A 19855-nucleotide genomic window follows, 5' to 3' on the forward strand; every position below is an offset into this window, starting at 1 on the left:
TTTTCATGCGATTTGACTGCAGGGACTTGCGCGAAACTTGATGACGGCAATGTTGGATAAATAGCCAGTCGGTTGGGATCGCCTGGTTTTCCCGAACGGCCGTTGGGCGCGCCCTCCGAAGGCAGAGGGTGACAGGTTCGAATTATGTCGGGTGCGCCAAGTGGCGCCGGCCATTCGCGCCAGAGCATCCACGCCGCCAAAAGAGACAGGCTTCAAGGTGCAGTTTATCCACCTGTCTCCGTTGGCGAGCGCGGGCCCTCGCGCGATGTCGTTTCCCGCTAGCTCCTTCAGGTCACAAAGAATGCACCTGCCGTAAGCGAGAGACCTGGAGAAAGAGTGGCGAACTGTGTTTGAGACGCGTCCCCTGTTCCGTCGCTGTCGAAAGAGAGCGCTCCGGTTGAATTGTTATAGATGATGTGGTCCGAACTGTCGTGCGCGGCCTTGCCCGCAAAGAAAGCGTCGGATGCGAGCGTGCCCAACTCAAGCTCGGCAAAAATCGCGTCGTCGAGATGGATCTTGTTCTGGGACGGGTTGAAGTCGGTAATCTTGTCGACATTGCCGTTACCAAGGGCGCTATTGAAGACGAAAACGTCGTTGCCGCCAAAGCCGCTCAACTTATCGGCACTGCCGCCGCCGTTGATGACGTTGGCGCCGGCATTGCCCTGGATGGTTTGGGCCAACCCGTTGCCGGTCAGGTTGATTGCCGTGGTGCCCGCGTCCTTTGTGGTGCCAAGGACTTCAATCGATGAGCCGGCCGAGAGCGCATAGCTCACAGAGGTCCACACCCTGTCTTGACCTTGGCCAGAGGACTCGACCACCTCGTCGCCGGCATTGTCGACATAGTAATCGTCGTCGCCGCCAAAGCCGCTCAACTTATCGGCACCGCCGCCGCCGTTGATGACGTTGGCGCCGGCATTGCCCTGGATGGTTTGGGCCGACTCGTTGCCGGTGAGGTTGATTGCCGTGGTGCCGGCGTCCTTCGTGGTGCCAAGGACTTCAATCGATGAGCCGGCTGAGAGCGCATAGCTCACAGAGGTCCACACCCTGTCTTGACCTTGGCCAGAGGACTCGACCCCCTTGTCGCCGGCATTGTCGACATAGTATTCGTCGTTGCCGCCATGGCCGATCATAGTGTCGGCACCGCCGCCGCCGTTTATAGTGTTGGCATCGCCGCCGCCGTTTATAGTGTTGGCACCGGCATTTCCCTCAATGGTCTGGGCAGGGTCGTCGGATGGGGGCGTGCCAGAATCGCTGACTGGAGGCGTGCCAGAATCGCTAACTGGCGGCGTGTCAGAATCGCCAACTGGAGGTGTGTCAGAATCGCCAACTGGAGGTGTGGCCGGGGCCTCATCCTGAAGATTGTGTTCCCGGAAAACAGCCTGCAGTTCCGGCGAGCTTTCAAGTGCGACGTCGCCTTCCTGCGAACCCCAGGCATAAGCAAAGTCGAATTCGGGCGACGGAACCAGTTCGTCCCATCGGTCCATCATCGTCTCCAACTGATCCGCCGTCGGCATGACGTATTTGCCGCCCGTGTTGGTCGTCCAATTGCCGCCGCCAAAGGTCTGATGGATCGGAACGATCTGGCTGGTCGGGATGCCCGACTCCACCGCAGCAGCCACGGTTCTGTCGATCATGTCGTAGTCGACCGTGTCTGTGCCGGTGCGCACCGGATAGGCGCTTATTCCAAACAGATCGATATGCGTGTTGTCATAGTTGTAGGTGTTGGAAAAATCCGAGTTTTCGGCTGACCCCATGTCCATCGCGGTGATGAAGGTCTTGGCGTCTGGCATGCGAGAGTGGATCCAGTCGGATTCGGCTTTCAGATCCTCAGCGTCTACCTGGGTATGGTATTGGCCGGTGGGATCCGGCTCGTCGACGAGAAAAAACCCATACACCTTCGGATTGCCAAGGAAGGGGGTGACTTTGTCGATAAAGGACTGGGTCACGCCCTCGCCCTCGTTGAGCCAGACCATAGCCTTCGTGCCATCCGGCAGCTCATTGACCTGGTCGAGGTATTGAACGTCGACCAGATTGAAACCGGCGCTTGCGACTTCTGTGGCGGACCCACCTGCTGCGAAATGAAGTGCCATTGATAATCCTTTTTTTCTTAGCCCCCGCGGTGCCTGCCTACTCGACGGCGTATATTAGCTTCAAATCACATACCCGCACCCCTCTGATAGATTCGTTGATCACCGGCAGGATCGCCTCACGGAAGCAGAATTTTACTTAAGATAACCACGATATCGCAAAGCAACGTTCCATTTTATCCTCGTATACATTAACCAAGGCATTAAGATAAATTGTACGCTTTTTTCAGATTGGTCTTTAACATTCTTATGTCTGATCCGTCTTCGACAGTGATTTCCTATCGAGTATTTTGCCTTTCAATAAGATTATAGATGGCGTCGATGCCGGTATTTCGCGAAGATTCCTTGGTGGTGCTGACCCGCCGAAGTGGCGCCACAAAAGTCTGAGTTTAACTGCCGGGCAACTAGAGGCTATGAATAGAACGGCAGCCATAATAGCTTTTCTGTACAATATACACTTACCTACGGGCAAATCTGACTGCGTTAAGCCAGGTGCTGAGCCAGGCCATGTTCTCTGGCGTCGCAACCCAATTTTCTGTGGACACAGTGGGCAGGTGCTCGCCTACAACGATGTCATCCGCCGACGACATTGCCGGCATCGGAGATGGTCGAGCTAGGTTACCTGTTGGTCGCAGACAGATTCTACCAGGGCGGAAGTGACTGAGATGCGGTTCAACCAGCCTACTGAGGCACCGGCCCACGGTCGGGACGATGCTCGGGCCGGCAAAGCACCGACCCAGACCGAGGTCTGACAACCGACGACTATCCGAAGCGCAGTCTTTGGTTGCCCGCCCGCCGGCGAACGCGCCTGCAGGATTTTTCCTCAAGTTCGACGCGCAAATGATCCCGCCATACCCTTCACCACGCAGGAGGATATGCGCGTCGAGGAGGCCCGCCATGCGGCCTCGGTATCACACCTGTGCAGGCCTTGGGCGTGGATTGCCTCGCCAAGCCGGAGACTTAGCTGCCTGACGTCGCAACACCTTGATCCAAATGCGGTTTGCCTCATGCAAACAGACGAGGACAGTAGGCAAGCCTGCCCGTACCGTGACTTGGCATCCATACACGCAGAAGAAGCGAAACCAAGGTCATGAAGGCAGAGTCAAAAGCCGGCCACTTCCCGCGATTCGGGGACGGCACATGGTCGGGAGAGGCAGGATGAACCCGCATCTGGTGTGTGTGGGAGGCGAGGATCACGCCTTAAGAATTCCGTTCCTGATGTCGCTTCGCGAAAGGGGTTTTCGGGTCACTGCAGTCTCGAGTGGCGGTGAAGCCGCGTTTTTGCGGCATGGCATTCCTCATCGCCGCTATGGTTTCGACCGATTTGCCAGCGGCGGCAGCGGGGAATGGGGCGCCATCAGAACGATTCGAAAATTAATGTCGGAACTGCAACCAGATGTTGTCCAAAGTTTCGACACCAAACCGAACCTGCTGACGCCACTTGCGGTGCGCGGGAAGACCCCCGTCATCCGCACGATCAATGGTCTGGGCTGGACATTCTCGTCGCTGGAGCCACGGGCTCTGGCCCTGCGTCCAGTCTTTTGCGGACTGCAATGGCTTTCGTCCTTCTGGACGGCTGCGACGGTCTTCCAAAATCGGGACGATCAGGCTTTCTTTGAACGCTATCGACTGATCCGACGCGGCAGCGGGCGGCTGATCCGCAGTTCTGGAATCGACGTCGATGCGTTCGCCATGGCAAGGCATCTTGCCCCGTCAGCGGCGAAAATGCGTGAAGAGCTTGGGCTCCAGTCCGCCGAAGTCGTAATTTTTGTCGGTCGGTTGACCCGCCAGAAGGGTATCCCGACACTTCTCAAAGCGGTCCCACGGGTCCTATCTAAAAGGCCTGATGCGCGCTTCGTGCTTGTCGGTCCATGGGAATCCGAAGGGCCATTTGCCGTCGACAAATCGGACATCGATCGATATGCCCCCCATGTCATCGCCTTGGGTCCGCGACGCGATGTTCCAGCCCTTCTTGGCATGGCCGATCTGTTCGCCTTTCCGACACAATATAGGGAAGGGATCCCGCGCGTCCTGCTGGAGGCAGGACTGGCGGGATTGCCTATCGTCGCCTCAAGGATGCCAGGCTGCAATGACGTGGTTGAAGACGGATGGAACGGCTATCTCGTCCCACCGCACGATGCTGATTGCCTTGCGTCACGAATAATAGACATCCTGTCCGACCGTGGTCGCGGAGAGATCATGGGCGGTCGTTCTGTCGAACTCGTCCGGGAGCAGTTCGCGCTGCCGTGGGTGGTCGACCAGTATTGCGATCTCTACAAAAGCGTCCTTCGCGTCGAATCCCACGGCGGTCTTGCTCGACCGGCGTCCCCGATCTTGCTTGAAGGGGATGCCGCAAGCCGCGGATTGGGTGGAGCACGCCGATGATCCGGGATGCGTTGCTGGCCAGCGGCATTGCGATGGGCTATGCGACGCAGTTCGGTGTTCCGGGATTGCCCTTCGGATATACCGAATTGTTCTTATCGCTTTGGATCATGCTGTCGATCGGGCGAGTAATCGCCGGTGGTCGCTTGGAGGCCACGCCGGCCCTATTCCGTCTTGCGACCTTCTGGCTGATCATGACGTTCACCCTGGCGGTCGGTGCGATTGTCGGCTTACTGACCACGGCGGTTCTGGACCTCTCGGCGCCGATTCACGACATAATGGCATACATGCTGCTGGCCAGCGTCACCTGCCTGGCTGCCGCAGAGCCCGACGCCGATCGCCACCTGCGCCGCACTGCCTGGTGGGTGATCTGGATAGCAAATGCATGCTTTACCTTTCAGCTGGCACTTGCGTGGGGTTGGATCCATCAACCCGGTGTCAATCCCTGGTTCTGGGATCGCTTCATGGGCTGGTCCGAGAATCCGAACCAAATTGCTATCTATTGCGCAATTTTTGGTCCGCTGGCTTTGCATCTTGCTACGACCACAAGCAGTCCATGGGGGAGGGTGATCGGGTTCAGCAGCCTTGTTCTGACCGTCTACGTCGGTAGGCTGACAAAGAGTGATGCCTATCTTCTTACAGGCGTCGTGAGCTGCCTGGTATTTCTAGGACTGCGGGTTCGGACATGGCTTACGACCGGTGACAAGGGCAGCGTTTCGCGGCAAGTCGCCGTCCTCCTGATGGTCGGCTTCCTCCCCTTGGCGATGTCGATGACGCCCTACGTTCTCAGGGACATAAGCAGCGCCGAAAATTTCGCCAAGAGCCTCAGCAAGGGGAGGGGCGGCGAGGAGACCGACTCAACCGTTACACTTCGCGTCAGGCTCTGGGGTAATGCAGTCTACAAGGGCGTGACGTCAGCGTCTCTTGGCCTTGGTCCTGGCCCGCATGTGGACCGCCCCTCGGTCGAATATCGGCAGTTTCTGCCCGAACCTTTCGAGGCTCACAACACGATTCTCGATCTGTACACGCAAGGTGGTCTGGTTGCGGTCCTGGCCCTGCTTTGGATCGTCGGCTCGGCGGCCATGTCAGCATGGCGTGCGAAGCTCGATGCGCTTTTTGCGCTGGTGGTGGCGATCATGATTTACGGGTTTCCGCACCTGATCATCCGCCACCCGATCGTTTGGTTTGCGCTGACCCTCTGCCTTGTTGCCGGAACGCCGCGAGCAGTGTCGGCTACTTCCAGCAAAACTTCCAGGGACTTGGGGTGACGGGATGTGTGGGGTTGCCGGAATTCTTCTTGCACCCGATGCGGCTAGTGTGAAGCCGCTGAGGGCAATAGCGCAAATGACGACAGCCCTTCGTCACCGTGGGCCTGATGGCGACGGCTTCTGGACAGATCGTGAAGCCGGCGTTGCCTTCGGCCACAGGCGTTTGGCCATCGTCGACTTGTCGGAGGCGGGACACCAGCCGATGCATTCGGCCACTGGCCGATATACCATCACCTTTAACGGCGAAATATACAATTTCCAGGATCTGCGCCGCGAACTTGAAGGCGCGGGCCATCGTTTCCGCGGCACCTGCGATACCGAAGTCATGCTGTGCGCGATCGAGAGTTGGGGCCTCGATACCGCACTCACTCGCTTCGCCGGCATGTTCGCTTTTGGGTTGTGGGATATGAAGACGAGGACCCTTCATCTCGCCCGCGACCGAATGGGCAAAAAGCCGCTTTACGTCGCTTCAACACGCGATGCGCTCGTTTTTGCCTCCGAGTTGAAGGCGATCAACTGCTTTCCAGGTTTCTGTCAGGAACTCGATGTCGATGCCGCCACGTCGATGCTGTCGAGGGGATGGGTACCGGATAACAAGTGCATCTGGCGAGGCGTGTTCAAGCTTCCGCCCGGCTCAGTCCTGTCGGTTACGGCCGCAGATTTCGCTGAGGCCCGCAGTGTCGCGTCGCTTTCGCATCGTATCCGATATTGGTGGTCGCTGGCCGAAGTCGCCGCGAAAGGTCGGCAGGAACCAATTGTCGGCACTGACGAAGAACTGACGGATGAGCTCGAGGGCCTGCTACGACTTGCGGTCCGGGAACGCATGAACGTTGATGTGCCGCTGGGCGGCTTTCTATCCGGTGGTGTCGACAGCTCCGCCGTTGTAGCCCTGATGCAGGCTCAATCCACAAAACCGGTGCGCACGTTCACGGTCGCTTTCGGAGAGGGCGGGTTTGACGAGGCTCCCCATGCTGCGGAGGTTGCCCGACATTTGGGCACCGACCATACCGAACTTCACCTTTCTTGCGCAACCGCGCGCGAGGTCATTCCAGAACTGCCGCAGACCTGGGACGAGCCGTTCGCAGACGAATCGCAGATACCAACTCTGCTCGTGGCGAGGCTCGCCCGCCAGCACGTTACGGTGGCTCTGACGGGCGACGGGGGTGACGAATGCTTCGCCGGCTACGCTCGCCATCTCATGGCAGCCCGAGCGAGACGACAGCATAGGCTGCCGTCACCGCTGCGTCAGACGCTTGCGGCGGGTGTTGGATTGTTGGCTCGTGCAGCCCGTCACGATCTCGTCAGCAAGCTGCCGTTTTCGGCGCATGCGCGGCATGCGCTGCGGAGCGACCGGTTGGATCGCTTGGCTCGGCTGCTCGCAGCGGCAGATGAGGACGAATTGTATCAGCGGCTTAGGGGATCATCGACCGAGAACCTCACCCAGCATGAGCTGCCCTTATCAGTTCACGGCGCACCGCCGCTTGATGGCCTGCTGTCCCGTCTCTTGTACGACGACATGGCCGGTTATCTGCCCGGCGACATACTGGTGAAGCTGGACCGCGCCAGCATGGCCGCCAGTCTCGAGGGGCGATGCCCGCTTCTCGACCATCGGGTTGTCGACTTCGCCTGGCGCCTGCCGGCGGACGCAATGGTTCGCCACGGCAGAGGCAAGTGGATTCTTCGTCAATTGCTGCATCGCTATGTTCCCAAGCAGCTGACCGATCGGCCGAAGCAGGGCTTCGACGTCCCTATAGCAGTCTGGCTGAGAGGGCCGCTGCGCATCTGGGCCAGCGATCTGCTCGCCGATATGCGCCTCTCCGGAGACGGGATCTTCGACTTTGCAAAGGTCCAGACGTGCTGGCGAGATCACATGGATGGAAGGCAGGATCATTCTCGTGATTTGTGGGCGGCGTTGATGTTCCAGGCCTGGCGCAACGAGGCCCGTCGGCCACCGGCGCCGGCAACGGACCTGTATCGCGTACTCGAACTGGCAGGAGTGTAAAATGGAAGGTTCCATAGTCAGCCGCAAGCAACTTCCGCGCGCCACTGAGATGCACGTAACCGCGCACGAGACCAAGCCGCGCATGAGGCGGCCGCTGCGCGAGCAGATGGACGCGCAGAGCTCCATCCATCAACTCCTCATTACCGTCGCGAGGAGAAAACGATTCCTGCTCGCCATGGTGGTTCTGGGCGGTGTTTTGGCCGGGCTTGCGGGTTTGGCTGTCCCTGTCCGTTACGAGGCGAGTACGCAAGTTATCCTCGATGCTCCAAGCAGGACTGGGCCCGCCGGCGCGGAACCTGCTCCGGCAATGCTGGATGCCAGCATTGACGACAATATAACCATGCTCTTGTCGCAAGGAAATCTGCGTCGCGTGATGGCAGAGCTGCGCAAGACGGAGGCCGGCGGCACTGCCGAACAAGGTGATGCCGGAACTGAAAGTTCTCGTCCCGACCCTGCTCGCGGCGGCCGGTCAATTTTGCGCTCATTTGCAGACGGCCTCTTGGCCGGAATTTGGCCGCAAAGCAAGCCGGAAGCTGCGGATGCGGCTGAACTAAAGGCGTTGCGAAAGGGCATGAGGGTTGGGCAGGAACTGCGATCGAGAGTGATCAGCATAGGCTTTACCGATCCCGATCCGGCGCGAGCCGCCATGGTGGCTAATACGTTCGCCCGATTGTATATCGACGATCTCGCGAAGAGACGCCAAGCAGCGGACAGACTGGAACTCACCTCGATAGTCGCTGCCCTGCCGGGCGTACAACGCGATCTGGCAGAAGCGACCGATCGTCTGGAAAAGTATCGGCTGAGCCATGGTGCAGTCGACCAAGGTGCTGCGGACAACGCCGCCAAGGAGACGGCTGAACTCAGCCAGCAGATTTCCTTGTCGAAAGCGGATCTCTCCGCCACGGAATCTCGCCTTCAACATATTCAGGAGCTGCGAAAGGAGGGGGCATCGGTCGCCTCGCTCGCGCAAGCCATCGGATCACCGGCGCTGGCCGACCTGGCGGCTCGCCAGGCCAATGACACGGCAGATAAAAATCTGAGCGAAGCGATCAACCGCGAGATCGAACAAGACACCGCTCGTCTCGCTGCCGAGGCCAGCATCTACCGGGCCCAGATTGCAGCTCTGGAAAGTCGCAAGAATGTGCTCGACGCGGTTGTGGCCGATACGGCCGGCCGGCTGTCCGGGCTGCGTGCACTGGAGCCGCAGGTCAATATCTTGACGGAACGATACAACCAGCTTCTGTCCCAACAACAGGACTTAATACGGCGCATCGCAACTCCCTCGGCCGGAGTGTCGGTCCTTTCGGCAGCATGGCCGCCGACGGTTCCTAAGACCCTGTCGCCGATATTCCTTATTCCACCCGGGATGGTAGTGTTTGGGCTTCTTGCCGGGGTTTTCGTTGTCGTTCGCAGCCGCCTCGATCAGACTTTGCGGGGCGAGGCCGAAGCTGAAGCAGCGCTCGGGGTTCCGTGCTTGGGGCTGATACCACAAGCGGCCACAATGCACGCCAAACGGCTGAAGCAGCTGGTTTTAGCCCAGCAGAGGTCCAGATACAGCCGCGCCGTGACATCCCTGCTTGTCGCCGCAGCATCCAAGCAAGCGAGAGATCGCTCGTCGCAAATCATTCTCGTAACGTCCAGCGTCCAGGATGATGGCAAGACCGAGCTTGCATGGAGCCTGGCCTTGGCAGCCACCCGACTGGGGGGCCGAGTGCTTTTCCTCGATCTTGACCGCACGGGCGCCCGCCTCACGAACGAATTCCTGGATGAATTCACGGCGCCCAAGCCACACAACTTTTTCGGAGACTATGTGAGTGAACGCTGTGCCTTGCACGATGCAATCGCGGGAATGCCTGAAATCGGAATCGACTTCATGGCTCTCGCACCCTCGGAGGATCTGCTGGCGTTGCTGTCTACGGTCGACAGTTCCCTGTTCACGGATGAGCTGCGCTCGAGCTACAGCGTCGTCATCATAAATGGACCGCTGGGACTTGGAGGGCCGGAGGCCGGGCTTCTGACGGGCTGGGCTGATGCGGTTCTTTTCGCGGTTCGCTGGGGCAGGACGCGACGCAGCATCGCACGCGGTGTTTTGGAAACGCTTGCGAGCGATGCGTCAGTTACGGTCCCTGTGGGGAGCGTTCTCACGCAGGTTAATCTCAAGAAGCACGCCGGCTACCAGTTCGGGGACAGCGCTGACCTTCTGCTCGAGGAAACATCATGAGCGTCACAAGCGGACTTCGAAGCAACGATGGTCGCGGAAATCGCGCGGGTATCGCCACGATCGGATTGGACCCATGATCATTGAACTCTTCGGACCGCCTGGATCCGGCAAGAGGACCTTTGCTCACGCCCTTGCCCGGCGCCTGCGGGAGGAGGGGTACCACGCCAAGGTTGCCCTCAGCCACCGGCCTCGCCAGAGGGGATCGAGCGTCGATCTCGGGATCTTCCTGGCTATTTTCAGGATCATATCGGCAATATTTTCAACATTAAAAATCCTGCTTTCTCCGAGAGGCAGGATCAAGGATCTTTCAACGTCCCTTTCCATGATAAGAGTGATGCCGCCAGACAAAAGAATATGGCGGGCCCGGCTCTGGCAGCACATATTGAAGCTTTCGCGCCGCTGGGATGAGGCGAAGCAATCCAGAGATGTTGTCATATTCGATCAGGGCTATGTCCAGGCGATTGCGTCGCTGGCAATGTTCAGTGGCACCGCAGACAAGGTCGCGCTCGCAAAGGCGCTCAGCCTCGCGCCCGCAGCTGATTTCACGCTCAGAGTTGTTGCACCACGTGCGATCGTGGAGACGCGTTTGCAGCAGCGGATGGAGCATGAAGCGCCTGCGGAGCGAATTTTCGAGGCAGATTTCGACACAAACATGCGCACTTTCGGGGTATTTCAAAGCATAAATGACATTCTCGTCGGGTCCGACCGAAAAATCATTCCGATCCACACTCTCAACGATCAGTCCTCGTTAGAAGGCATTCAGTGTGTTGAGCGGAAAATAATCTCGAAAATTTTGCAAGCCGGCGGTGGACCTGCGGCCAAAGGCAGCCAAGGCTATGAGATACTCGACGCTGACCACGACTGTAATGATATGAAGACCGCACGAACTTCTGCGGCCTCTCTTGCCGCGGGGGATATAGTTTTGTCCCATAACGAAGACATGCGCCGGAGTCTCGGCTACGCCAGCATCTTCGCTCTTTTGATCTATATCGGTGGTGCGGGGTTGACCAGCTTGGCGCAGTTGTTGATAGCGCGCCTCGTCGGTTCCACCAGCTATGGCATCTATTCCTATGTCCTGGCCTGGACCTCTGTGCTTGGCTATCTTGCAACGCTTGGTTTCAATGTCTCCCTACTGCGCTTCGTGTCCGCCTACAGGGCAAACGGGCGGCTTGACTTGGCACATGGTGTCGTCAGGTTTGCTCTGCAAAGATCGCTGGCGGCGGCGACACTGTTCGGCATGATCGGCGCCGCTCTGATCTATTTCTTTTCAGATCCTTCTCACAAGGAACTTGAAATCAGCCAGCTCCTTGGCATGGCAGCAGTGCCTTTGGTCACCGCCTCCGCGCTGGGTGCAGCACTTATTCGTGCCTTCGGCGGTGGTGTCTCAGCCCTCCTGCCGGAACGCATCGTACGCGACGGCCTGTTGTTGATGTTGCTGGGAGTCGCGGCCTTTTCCGGATCATGGACCCTCAACGCACCCCTGGTGATGCAAGCGGTGCTGGCAAGTTCGGGCATCACGGTCGGACTGGTGTTCATCATGGCGACAAGGTTTCAGCCGCCCGGCTTGCGGCAGACTCAGCCCAGCGACGCGTCGCAAGAGTGGTGGGCGGCGGTTCCGCCAATCATGCTCATGGCTGGGCTCGATGTTTTCATCAGTCGGGCCGGGGTTATGGTGCTGGGCTGGACAGGTCATATTCGAGACGCAGGTATCTTCGCCTTGGGACTGAATGTTGCGTTGCTTGTGAGTCTTGCCCTCGTCGCCGTCGGCGTGATGTTTTCGCCAGCAGCGGCTGCCCTTCATACCCGAGGCGATCGGAAGGGCCTGCAGCAGTTATTTTCACGAGCCGCCATACTTTCCTCTGCCGGCGCCATAGCGATGGCCATCCCGCTGGTTGTGATCGTAAAACCTCTTATGAACTGGTTCGGTGAGGATTTCAGCACAGGAGCACCCATCGCGCGGGTACTGATGCTCGGATATGTCTTTGTGGCGCTGTGCGGACCCCAGCTGAATCTCTTGACGATGACGGGAAACGAATGGGCAGCAGCCGCCGCCATGATCGTTGGCGCTGTCGCTGGCATCATAGGCTGTGCGGCAGGAATCGAGCTCTACGGTCCGCTAGGTGCGGCAGTAGGCCTGGCACTTGCATTGGCCGTTTGGAACGTGGCGATGGCGATCTATATCAGAAAACGACTGAAGATCATGCCTGCGCTGATCTTTGCACTAGCGTCGTTCAGAACAGGCACAGTCGACAGCCGGCACCGGCAACGGTATTGGTTCTTACGCTGACCTGAGGTTGTCGGAGCTGGATTCCAAATTCGCTCACTGGGCCGCTCCAACACTGGGCCGCTCCAAAATTGATTTTGCGAATATCAAACCACACTGACGGCGCCGCCCCGACAGGTGCGCGGCCGACACCTCGGGCTCAGACTCGCATGAACGCTTGTGCTGGCTGCAGCACCTGCCCATGAAAGTGTCAACGCTCCGTCCTCGAGCGCTGTCGCGGGTGCGGAGCCGACAGTAATGCACGCCGGCCTGAGCGGCGAGAGTGCACAAAGTGCGACGGCTGAAAGTCTGACCACAGCAGCTGAAGGCGCGCCGAGTCCGCCAAATCAATTCGCAACGGGGTGAACCCCGGCTCGGCAGAGAGGTGTGCAAAACGCGCGTCTTTGAGTGTTGGATCATAACAGGGGTATGAAATTGTCGACGCTCATGACCTCGATTGGGTGGCGCCAAAGCCGCAAGGCCACGTGATTACCAATGAAGCCTGCGGCACCGGTGACGAGGAACGATCCCGCCCGGGCTAGTTTTCACCGCGGAGCGGTCTGACCGCGATCAAAATGATTCCATCTTCCGCGCGCGGAACGAGCAGACTGGTTGTGTAGATCATTGTCCAACCGTTGGCCCCGCGGCGGACGTTGTACGCCGGCGCATCGGAGCCAGCCGTAGTTGAGCAACCTATGTTGGAACAGCTCCAAATTCCGGTCGCCTGAATCCTGATGAGTGCCGACGCCCCGGAACCAGACCATGATCCCGAAAAGCGGAAGCCGGTTTTCAGAAAGATCATGGTAAAATAACAATTTAGAGTTCCATCCCGATATTATCGGGATGGAACAGGCTCTAATGCGGCGGCCTTTATGGCAAGACCGAAATGCGGCCCAGAAGAGCCACCAATTCCGCCTGACGTCTCGTTTCGGTCTTGGCGAACAGCGAAGCAAGCTGGGAGCGGATCGTGGTGCGGCTGAGGCGCCAACTGCGAGCGATCTCCAACGGCGCATCGCCCTGAGCCAAGCGCAGCGCAAGGTGCGTTTCCGCGCTCGTCAAGCCAAACATCTTTTGCAGCGTCTGAGGATTTGGCCCCGACCTGTTCTCACGGTCCAGCAATGCCACAATGCTCGTTCCGTCAGGAGCGACAAGGCCGTTCTCTTTCAGTATCACTGGCCTGTCGCCTCTGCTGCGGATCACCACCCAAGACAGTGAACCCGGCAGGAAATTGGCCGGAACATTTGCGATCAGTCGCCTTAAGGCTATCGAAAGTTCACTGGCTGTTTCAGCCGCTTCGCCCTGGCGCTCCAGCGTGGTTTGAGCGGCTGCGTTCCATTCGACTACTTTTCTTTCGCGGTTCAGTACGAGATAACCACAGCCGATGCGGTCAAGCATGCCGGTGATGGATTCCAGGCTGCGTCTTCTTGGTTCGTCGACCCCTGCGTCCGGTCGATCTGATGCACGAGCTAAAGGATAGGCATATGTGGGTCGCATCATCTGCGCGTCGGGATTATACTTGGCCTCGATTGTAATGTATCGTTTTCCCGCAACGACATCGCTGTGTCTATCGATCAGAGTCATTTTTCAAGCTCCCCAAAGTTTCACGGCCCGAAATAAGTTGTTCGGGATTTACAAACAGTCTTGTATGCATAGGGCTCGCAAATACGGGCTCTATTACGTTGAAACTCGATATATTCTGAGGAGTTCTGACCAAGTCATGCCTCCCCCCGTCTGATAAAATGCGCGCTGGGATAGTGGTATGGCAATCCGGCAGTCGTACTAGGTTGTACGTTTTTTGCTCTAGTCTCGACGGCCTAGTCAAAAGGTTGTAGTCTACGCCCATGAACTCGCAGTCGCGCAGGTCGGATTCGAACCCATCGGGCAGACTGCTAACTCATATGGCCTCCGCATTGGTACTGGCGGCCACACTGATATTTGAAACAAAAGCGTCAGTATATATTGGGGAAGGGTCGAGTTTTCTGGAATTTATTCCAGCTATTATAATCATTTCCTACCTTGAAGACCGTGGGCCTGCGCTTGCGGCGACAATCCTGATGGTGGCTGCTGGCCTGTGGGCACGAAGCACCGTGCATGGTCAGATCTCCAGCGAAGATTGGGCGCGCGCCATTCTGCTTGTGGTTTCGGGCGGCGTCATTGCCATGACGTTTCATCGGCTGCGGCAGGACTTACGTGAGCTGCTGGAAGTAGCAGAAGCCAGACTCGCTGCCGTCGAAGCTACCGAAAGCCGCTACCGTTGGGCTTTCGAACGCGCCGCCATGGGATTCGCAAACACCAACGAGAAAGGTGAGCTGCTGCAATCCAACAGACGCCTCAGCGAGATGACTGGCTACGAGGAGGAGGAGCTTGCCCAATTGCGGCTCGAGACACTCGTTCATCCGGACGACCGTGATGCATTGGAGCGGTTGCTGGCGGGCCTGGGTAACGACTCTGCTTCGTTCGCTTCGGAGGTGCGTCTGTTAAGAAAGAACGGTTCGGCATTCTGGGCGCGCATAACCCTGTCTTCATCCGTGCCCGACGGGGTTCTCTCAGAGAGCATCTTCGTGGTGGTCGACGATATCTCGGAACGACGAGCCGTACACGAAGCGCTTCGGGCTCAGAAGGAGTGGCTGGATCTCGCTTTGTCTGCTGGACGCCTGGCGACGTGGCGGATCGACCTTAAAGACGGGATCGTCACCGGCTCGGGCACGTTCTGGGACATTCTCGGCCTGCCCCCGGCCGCTAGCCGCCGTTTGGACGAACTGTCAGCCGTCGTTCATCCGGCGGACTGGCCAAAGCTGGTAGCATCGAGAAAGCTCGCATCAGTCACGAACTACGACGTCGAGATTCGCGTCCGACGACCGGACGGACATATCCGCTGGGTTGCCTTGCGCGGAAGGGAAGAGAAATACGATGATCGTCTACAGCGGCTCGGCGTGGCCGCCGACCTGACCGAGCGACGACAAACCACGCTGCTGCGCGCCGCGGCAAAGAAGCGGGAGCGCATAATGCTCGAACAACGCCACAGGTTCAGCAACTTATTCCCTGTGATCACGGCGCTGGTGAACATGGTCGATGTTCCCGAGAACAATGTCGCCAGGTACAAGGAGACGCTCATCGACCGGATTCGTGCGCTCGAATCAACGCATCTGCTGCTTTCACGCAACGGCAATGCGTCGGGGATGCTCCACGATCTCGTTGTTCAGGAGTTGCAGCCGTATATGGGAACACGCGACATATCGGTCAGCGGTCCTTCCGTTGTGATATCAGGCGGCGCCGCCGAAAGCTTTGGGATGGTTGTTCACGAGCTTGCGACCAATTCCTTGAAACATGGAGCGCTTGGCGATTCAAAAGGCCGGATCGAGGTAAATTGGACGTTCGCGTCTGAAGACGCAGGTAGTGACATCGTGTTCGAGTGGGTGGAATCGGGGCGGCGGTGGACTTCAAAAGTTGTCCGTCATGGCTTCGGTTCCATGATAATCGGAGTGGATGGCGCGCCGCTTGTCGGTTACTCGCCCAAGCTGGAAATGTCGGATCACGGGCTGCGATATTCGCTGCGGCTGTCGCGCAAGGAAATCGGCCTATAACGCATTGGCGCAAAAACCGGGCTCGTTTCTAGAAGCCATAATGCGAAGATTGAAAGTTTTAGAGTGTCCCTTGCGCGCCCAACAGGACGCGGCGCTCTAGTTGATATCCCTCGTTAGCCAGGTCTTCAGCATAACGGCAGCCTCTGTCCGATTCCGTACCCCAAGCTCACGCAGAACCGCAGCGGCATGGATTTTCGTCGTCGCTTCGGCGATTTCCAGATCGCGCGCAATTTCCTTATTCGAATACCCTTCCGCCATCAGCTTGAGGACCTCCTTTTGCCTTGAGGTCAGCCTGCCAAGATTGCCACTGGTGGTACGTCGGTGTGGGATATTCTCGGAGGGAGTAGGTACGTGAGTTGCTTGCGCGGCGCCGGGGCGCGACAGAAGTGCAGGGACGTAGATGCGGCCCGAGAGGATTTCGTTGACGGCCATAACGACCTCCTCGTCTCTCTGCGACTTTACGATATAGCCGTGAAGGCCGATCGACAGAGCCGTGAGTATCTCCGAGCGTGAATCATTCCCGGAAACGATCGCAAAGCGTGTATCCGGATAAGCCGACAGAATGCCGCTGAGCACTTCCTGATTGAACAATCCCGGCATGTTCAGGTCCAGGATCGCAAGATCAACTGACGCCTGTTCCGCCAGCAGACTGAGTACGGCATCGAAACACGACGCCTCAAATATTTCCACACCTGGAATGCCTGCGGTCAGTGCCAATCGCAAGCCACGACGATACAAGCCGTGATCGTCGGCGATGACGATTCGATACATTGAACTACCCCAACGAATCCTGGAATGATTGAACGGTGATGGCCTTAAAGTCGTGGCCGACCACTCGTCGATTCATCCAGTCAACACCTGCGATGCCCCAACACCGCAAGCGTCAGATTGCTAATATAATCCCAAATAACGGGAAACGCTCCTCTTATTTTTGAAACCCGCGAACGGAGCCCGCTGACCTGTCGAATATCCGTTCTCGGCCTCCAAGACCCGTGTCCCAACAGCTCGCGTTGATGCCGATACAGCGCAATCGCCGGGTTGTCGTGGGTCGTTCCGGCGATTGATGGATGCTAGGCTCATTGTAAGCACTCATTCGGTTTGTCGGTCTTGTGGCCCCAAGCTGATTGGCTAAAAACTGATCGCTGAAGCGCGCTCCGATCCTGCCTCTGCGACAGGCGCCAGCCTTCGTCGATCAGCACGGTTATTGAATACCAGAATGTCTGAATCACTACCATTCGAATGCACGACGACACCCCCCCGACGGCCACATACCATCTAGCTACAATGTCCGGATCAGGGCCGGCGGGAAACCTCACCGGTCCTTTAAGAGAACAAGAACGCGGCTTTCCGGATGCTGTGGCTGTAACGATGGGCGTTCAGGTCGAGTGAACATGGGAGGACCAGATGAAAGCAGTGATTCAATGTGGTGGAATGGGGACACGCCTTCGCCCCTTCACATCGATCTTGCCGAAACCGCTCATGCCGATCGGTGCTCGACCGGTTCTTGAGATGCTTCTGAAATGGCTGCGACGCAATGGCATCCAAGAGGTCTACATCACGACCGGGTATCTCGGCCACTTAATCCGCACCGTATGCGGAGATGGCTCGCAGTGGAACCTGAAAATTCGATACACGCAAGAGATGGAGCCGCTCGGCACCATCGGACCGCTCTCCTTGATCAGAGACGAGCTGACAGAACCATTCATAGTCCTCAACGGCGATGTCCTTACCGATCTAAGCCTCAGTCGATTTGTGGCAGCGCACCGCAAACACACCGATCCGGTGACGATCGCCACAGCCTGCCGCCTGATCAAGATGGACTTCGGCGTCATAGATGAAGTCGACAACACCGTGCAGGTCTTTCGCGAGAAACCGACGCTTTCGCACCTGGTCAGCATGGGAATCTACTGCATGAATCCAGACGTTCTGCAGTTTATTCCATCTGGCATTCCCTTCGGGTTTGACGACCTGATGCTGCAGATGATGCAGAACGGTACAACTGTCCACGTGTACAAGCATGATGGTCTCTGGCTCGATATCGGGCGCGTCGACGATTTCCAGAATGCACAAGCCATTTCCTGGGAAGACCAGTCGGCCTCGATCGAGGTCACTGCCACGGCCGCATGACGAGATCGCCAAGCCGATCCCACAGTCCAACAGTCTAGGAGGTTATGATGCTCTTGGTCAGTGCCCCAATTTTGGGTGTGCCGGAGAAGGCAGCTTTGTCCAAGGTCATCGATAGCGGCTGGCTGACAATGGGAGAGCAGGTGAGAGCCTTTGAAGAGGCTTTTGCCCACATGCATGGTGCAGAGGATTGCGTCGCGGTCAATTCTTGTACTGCGGCGCTTCATCTCATTCTGCATGCACTCGGTATCGGACCAGGCGACGAAGTGCTGGTCCCGTCGCTGACCTTCGTGGCGACCACAAACGCGGTTCTCTACGTCGGTGCCACTCCGGTCTTTGTCGACATCGAGTCGGCCGACGTGCCGCTGATGTCGATCGTTGAAGCTGAAGCGCGATGCACCGCACGCACCAAGGCGGTCATTCTCGTACATTTCGCCGGCTATCTCGCCAATCGGGAAGAGTGGCAGAAGTTCGCTCGTGCCCGAGGGCTGCAGATCATCGAGGACGCCGCGCATGCGCCCGGCCTGAAGGAGGTAGGTACATTTGGTGCCGCGGCCGCCTTCAGCTTCTATGGCAACAAGAATATGACCACGGCGGAAGGTGGAGCCGTGATTGCCCGAGATCCCAAGCTGCTTGAGACAATCCGCCAGGCTCGTGGGCACGGCATGACTACGGGAACACATCAGAGGCTGAACAGTCGCACGCCGCAGTACGATGTCACCATGCTCGGATTCAACTATCGCATGGATGAAATGCGCGCTGCAATCGGACTGGTCCAGCTGCAGAATTTGCAGGAGTGGAACGAGATCAGGCGTATTCTGGTCATGCTGTATCGACGTCTGATCGCAAAACATTGTCCGGCCGTGACAGTTCCGTTCCACGAGCCGCGGACGTCCGCCTATCATATCATGCCTGTCCTTTTGCCGCGTTACGCTGACAGGCAAGACGTCATCGATGAATTGCGCAGGCAAGGAATACAAACCACCATCCACTATCCGCCGGTGCACCAGATGACGCTCTATCGCGAGCTTTTCCCCGGCACATATTTGCCGCGGACAGAGGACTTTGCCCAGCGTGAGCTCACGGTGCCACTGCATCCCCAGATCACCGCGCCTGTCGTCGAATCAGTGGCGGCCGCTCTTGCCGCTGCAGTCCACAGTTGCGCCCAAGCAGGAACAGCAGCATGAATGCCTTGGATTTATCCATCCATCGATCTGTTGTCTCAAGCGCCGCCCATGGGTTTGCGAGACGAGCAATCGATCTCGTGATCGCTACAGCAGCCGCCATAGTCTTCGCTCCGCTGATGCTGGTGATCGCCCTAGCGCTCTTACTGGAAGGCGGGCGGCCCATCTTCTTTACGCAGACCCGCGTGGGGGCCGGTGGGCGGCCGTTCCGCATGTACAAGTTCCGCAAATTCGCGGTGCGATGCGATCCCGGTGGCTTGGCGCTGACCATGGCCGGCGACAGCCGCATGACGAGAATAGGTCGGTTCCTCGCCCTCACCAAGTTCGATGAGCTCCCGCAACTGTGGAATGTCTTCAGAGGCGAGATGGCAATTGTCGGGCCGCGGCCGGAGAGCCTTGTCTTTGCCGATTGTTTCCGTGGTGGTTTTGAGGCCGTTCTACAATACAAGCCGGGCTTGTTGGGTCCGGCCCAGGTTCTGTTCCGGCATGAGGCCAAATTCTATCCGCAATCCGCGGATCCGGTACTGTTCTACCGCGAGGTTCTGTTTCCTGCCAAGGCCAGGATCGACCTCTCCTACTATCCGCAGCGGACGGTCGCCGCTGACATCATCTGGATGATGCGCGGCTTTCTGGCGGTTCTCGGTTTGGTCTCGCGGCCGCCGATCGGCCTGGTTTCGCCGCCACCAATCGGCATGTGACCATGCTTGGCATGGCCACGCTCTGGTGAATTCGCAAGGTCA

13 protein-coding genes are annotated in these 19855 nt (G+C 58.0%); 9 read left to right on the top strand and 4 right to left on the bottom strand.

The features are described 5' to 3' along the window. Positions 1–287: 287 nt before the first annotated feature. Positions 288–2090 carry a calcium-binding protein gene (locus AC0L25_RS26855; RefSeq protein WP_473598280.1) on the bottom strand — a complete coding sequence of 601 codons (1803 nt, stop codon included), beginning with the start codon at positions 2088–2090 and terminating at the stop codon, positions 288–290. 1155 nt (positions 2091–3245) lie between these two features. Here AC0L25_RS26855 and AC0L25_RS26860 point away from each other — a divergent pair. The 5 genes from AC0L25_RS26860 to AC0L25_RS26880 all read left to right on the top strand — a co-directional run bounded on the left by AC0L25_RS26860 (position 3246) and on the right by AC0L25_RS26880 (position 12247). Continuing rightward, the gene (locus tag AC0L25_RS26860) at positions 3246–4472 is read left to right on the top strand and encodes a glycosyltransferase (RefSeq protein WP_473598281.1); all 1227 of its coding nucleotides are present in this window, start codon (positions 3246–3248) and stop codon (positions 4470–4472) included. Next, the gene (locus AC0L25_RS26865; RefSeq protein ID WP_473598282.1) at positions 4469–5737 is read left to right on the top strand and encodes an O-antigen ligase family protein; all 1269 of its coding nucleotides are present in this window, start codon (positions 4469–4471) and stop codon (positions 5735–5737) included. The genes AC0L25_RS26860 and AC0L25_RS26865 overlap by 4 nt, the downstream gene beginning before the upstream one ends. Before the next feature lie 4 nt (positions 5738–5741). Further along, complete coding sequence (gene asnB / locus AC0L25_RS26870; RefSeq protein ID WP_473598283.1) at positions 5742–7739, top strand: asparagine synthase (glutamine-hydrolyzing); 1998 nt, start codon at positions 5742–5744, stop codon at positions 7737–7739. A gap of 1 nt (position 7740) precedes the next feature. Next, positions 7741–9960 (top strand): GumC family protein, encoded by a 2220-nt coding sequence (locus AC0L25_RS26875; RefSeq protein ID WP_473598284.1) that lies wholly within the window; start codon positions 7741–7743, stop codon positions 9958–9960. A gap of 73 nt (positions 9961–10033) precedes the next feature. After that, positions 10034–12247 (top strand): lipopolysaccharide biosynthesis protein, encoded by a 2214-nt coding sequence (locus AC0L25_RS26880; protein WP_473598285.1) that lies wholly within the window; start codon positions 10034–10036, stop codon positions 12245–12247. Between the two features lie 392 nt (positions 12248–12639). Here AC0L25_RS26880 and AC0L25_RS26885 read toward each other — a convergent pair whose 3' ends face one another. Both AC0L25_RS26885 and AC0L25_RS26890 read right to left on the bottom strand, forming a co-directional pair. Then, positions 12640–12708, bottom strand: a complete 69-nt coding sequence (locus AC0L25_RS26885; RefSeq protein ID WP_473598300.1) for a hypothetical protein — start codon at positions 12706–12708, stop codon at positions 12640–12642. 385 nt (positions 12709–13093) lie between these two features. Next, on the bottom strand, positions 13094–13804 hold the full coding sequence (locus tag AC0L25_RS26890; protein ID WP_473598286.1) for a helix-turn-helix transcriptional regulator: 711 nt from the start codon (positions 13802–13804) through the stop codon (positions 13094–13096). A gap of 317 nt (positions 13805–14121) precedes the next feature. Between AC0L25_RS26890 and AC0L25_RS26895 the strand changes: the two genes are divergently transcribed. Continuing rightward, positions 14122–15807 carry a PAS domain S-box protein gene (locus AC0L25_RS26895; RefSeq protein WP_473598287.1) on the top strand — a complete coding sequence of 562 codons (1686 nt, stop codon included), beginning with the start codon at positions 14122–14124 and terminating at the stop codon, positions 15805–15807. 96 nt (positions 15808–15903) lie between these two features. Here the strand turns inward: AC0L25_RS26895 and AC0L25_RS26900 are convergent, their stop codons facing one another. After that, the gene (locus AC0L25_RS26900; RefSeq protein WP_473598288.1) at positions 15904–16578 is read right to left on the bottom strand and encodes a LuxR C-terminal-related transcriptional regulator; all 675 of its coding nucleotides are present in this window, start codon (positions 16576–16578) and stop codon (positions 15904–15906) included. A gap of 633 nt (positions 16579–17211) precedes the next feature. Between AC0L25_RS26900 and AC0L25_RS26905 the strand changes: the two genes are divergently transcribed. From AC0L25_RS26905 to AC0L25_RS26915, 3 genes are read left to right on the top strand one after another with little or no spacing between them, the layout of a single operon-like run. Beyond that, positions 17212–17934: a nucleotidyltransferase family protein gene (locus tag AC0L25_RS26905; protein WP_352953271.1), complete on the top strand. Its 723-nt coding sequence runs from the start codon at positions 17212–17214 to the stop codon at positions 17932–17934. A gap of 47 nt (positions 17935–17981) precedes the next feature. Next, a complete protein-coding gene (locus tag AC0L25_RS26910; protein WP_473598289.1) occupies positions 17982–19118 on the top strand; it encodes a DegT/DnrJ/EryC1/StrS family aminotransferase in 1137 nt (378 codons plus the stop codon). Further along, entirely contained in the window at positions 19115–19813 is a 699-nt protein-coding gene (locus AC0L25_RS26915) for a sugar transferase (protein WP_473598290.1), read from the top strand. The genes AC0L25_RS26910 and AC0L25_RS26915 overlap by 4 nt, the downstream gene beginning before the upstream one ends. Positions 19814–19855 lie beyond the last annotated feature (42 nt).

The sequence above is a fragment of the Mesorhizobium sp. WSM4813 genome (assembly GCF_055811555.1).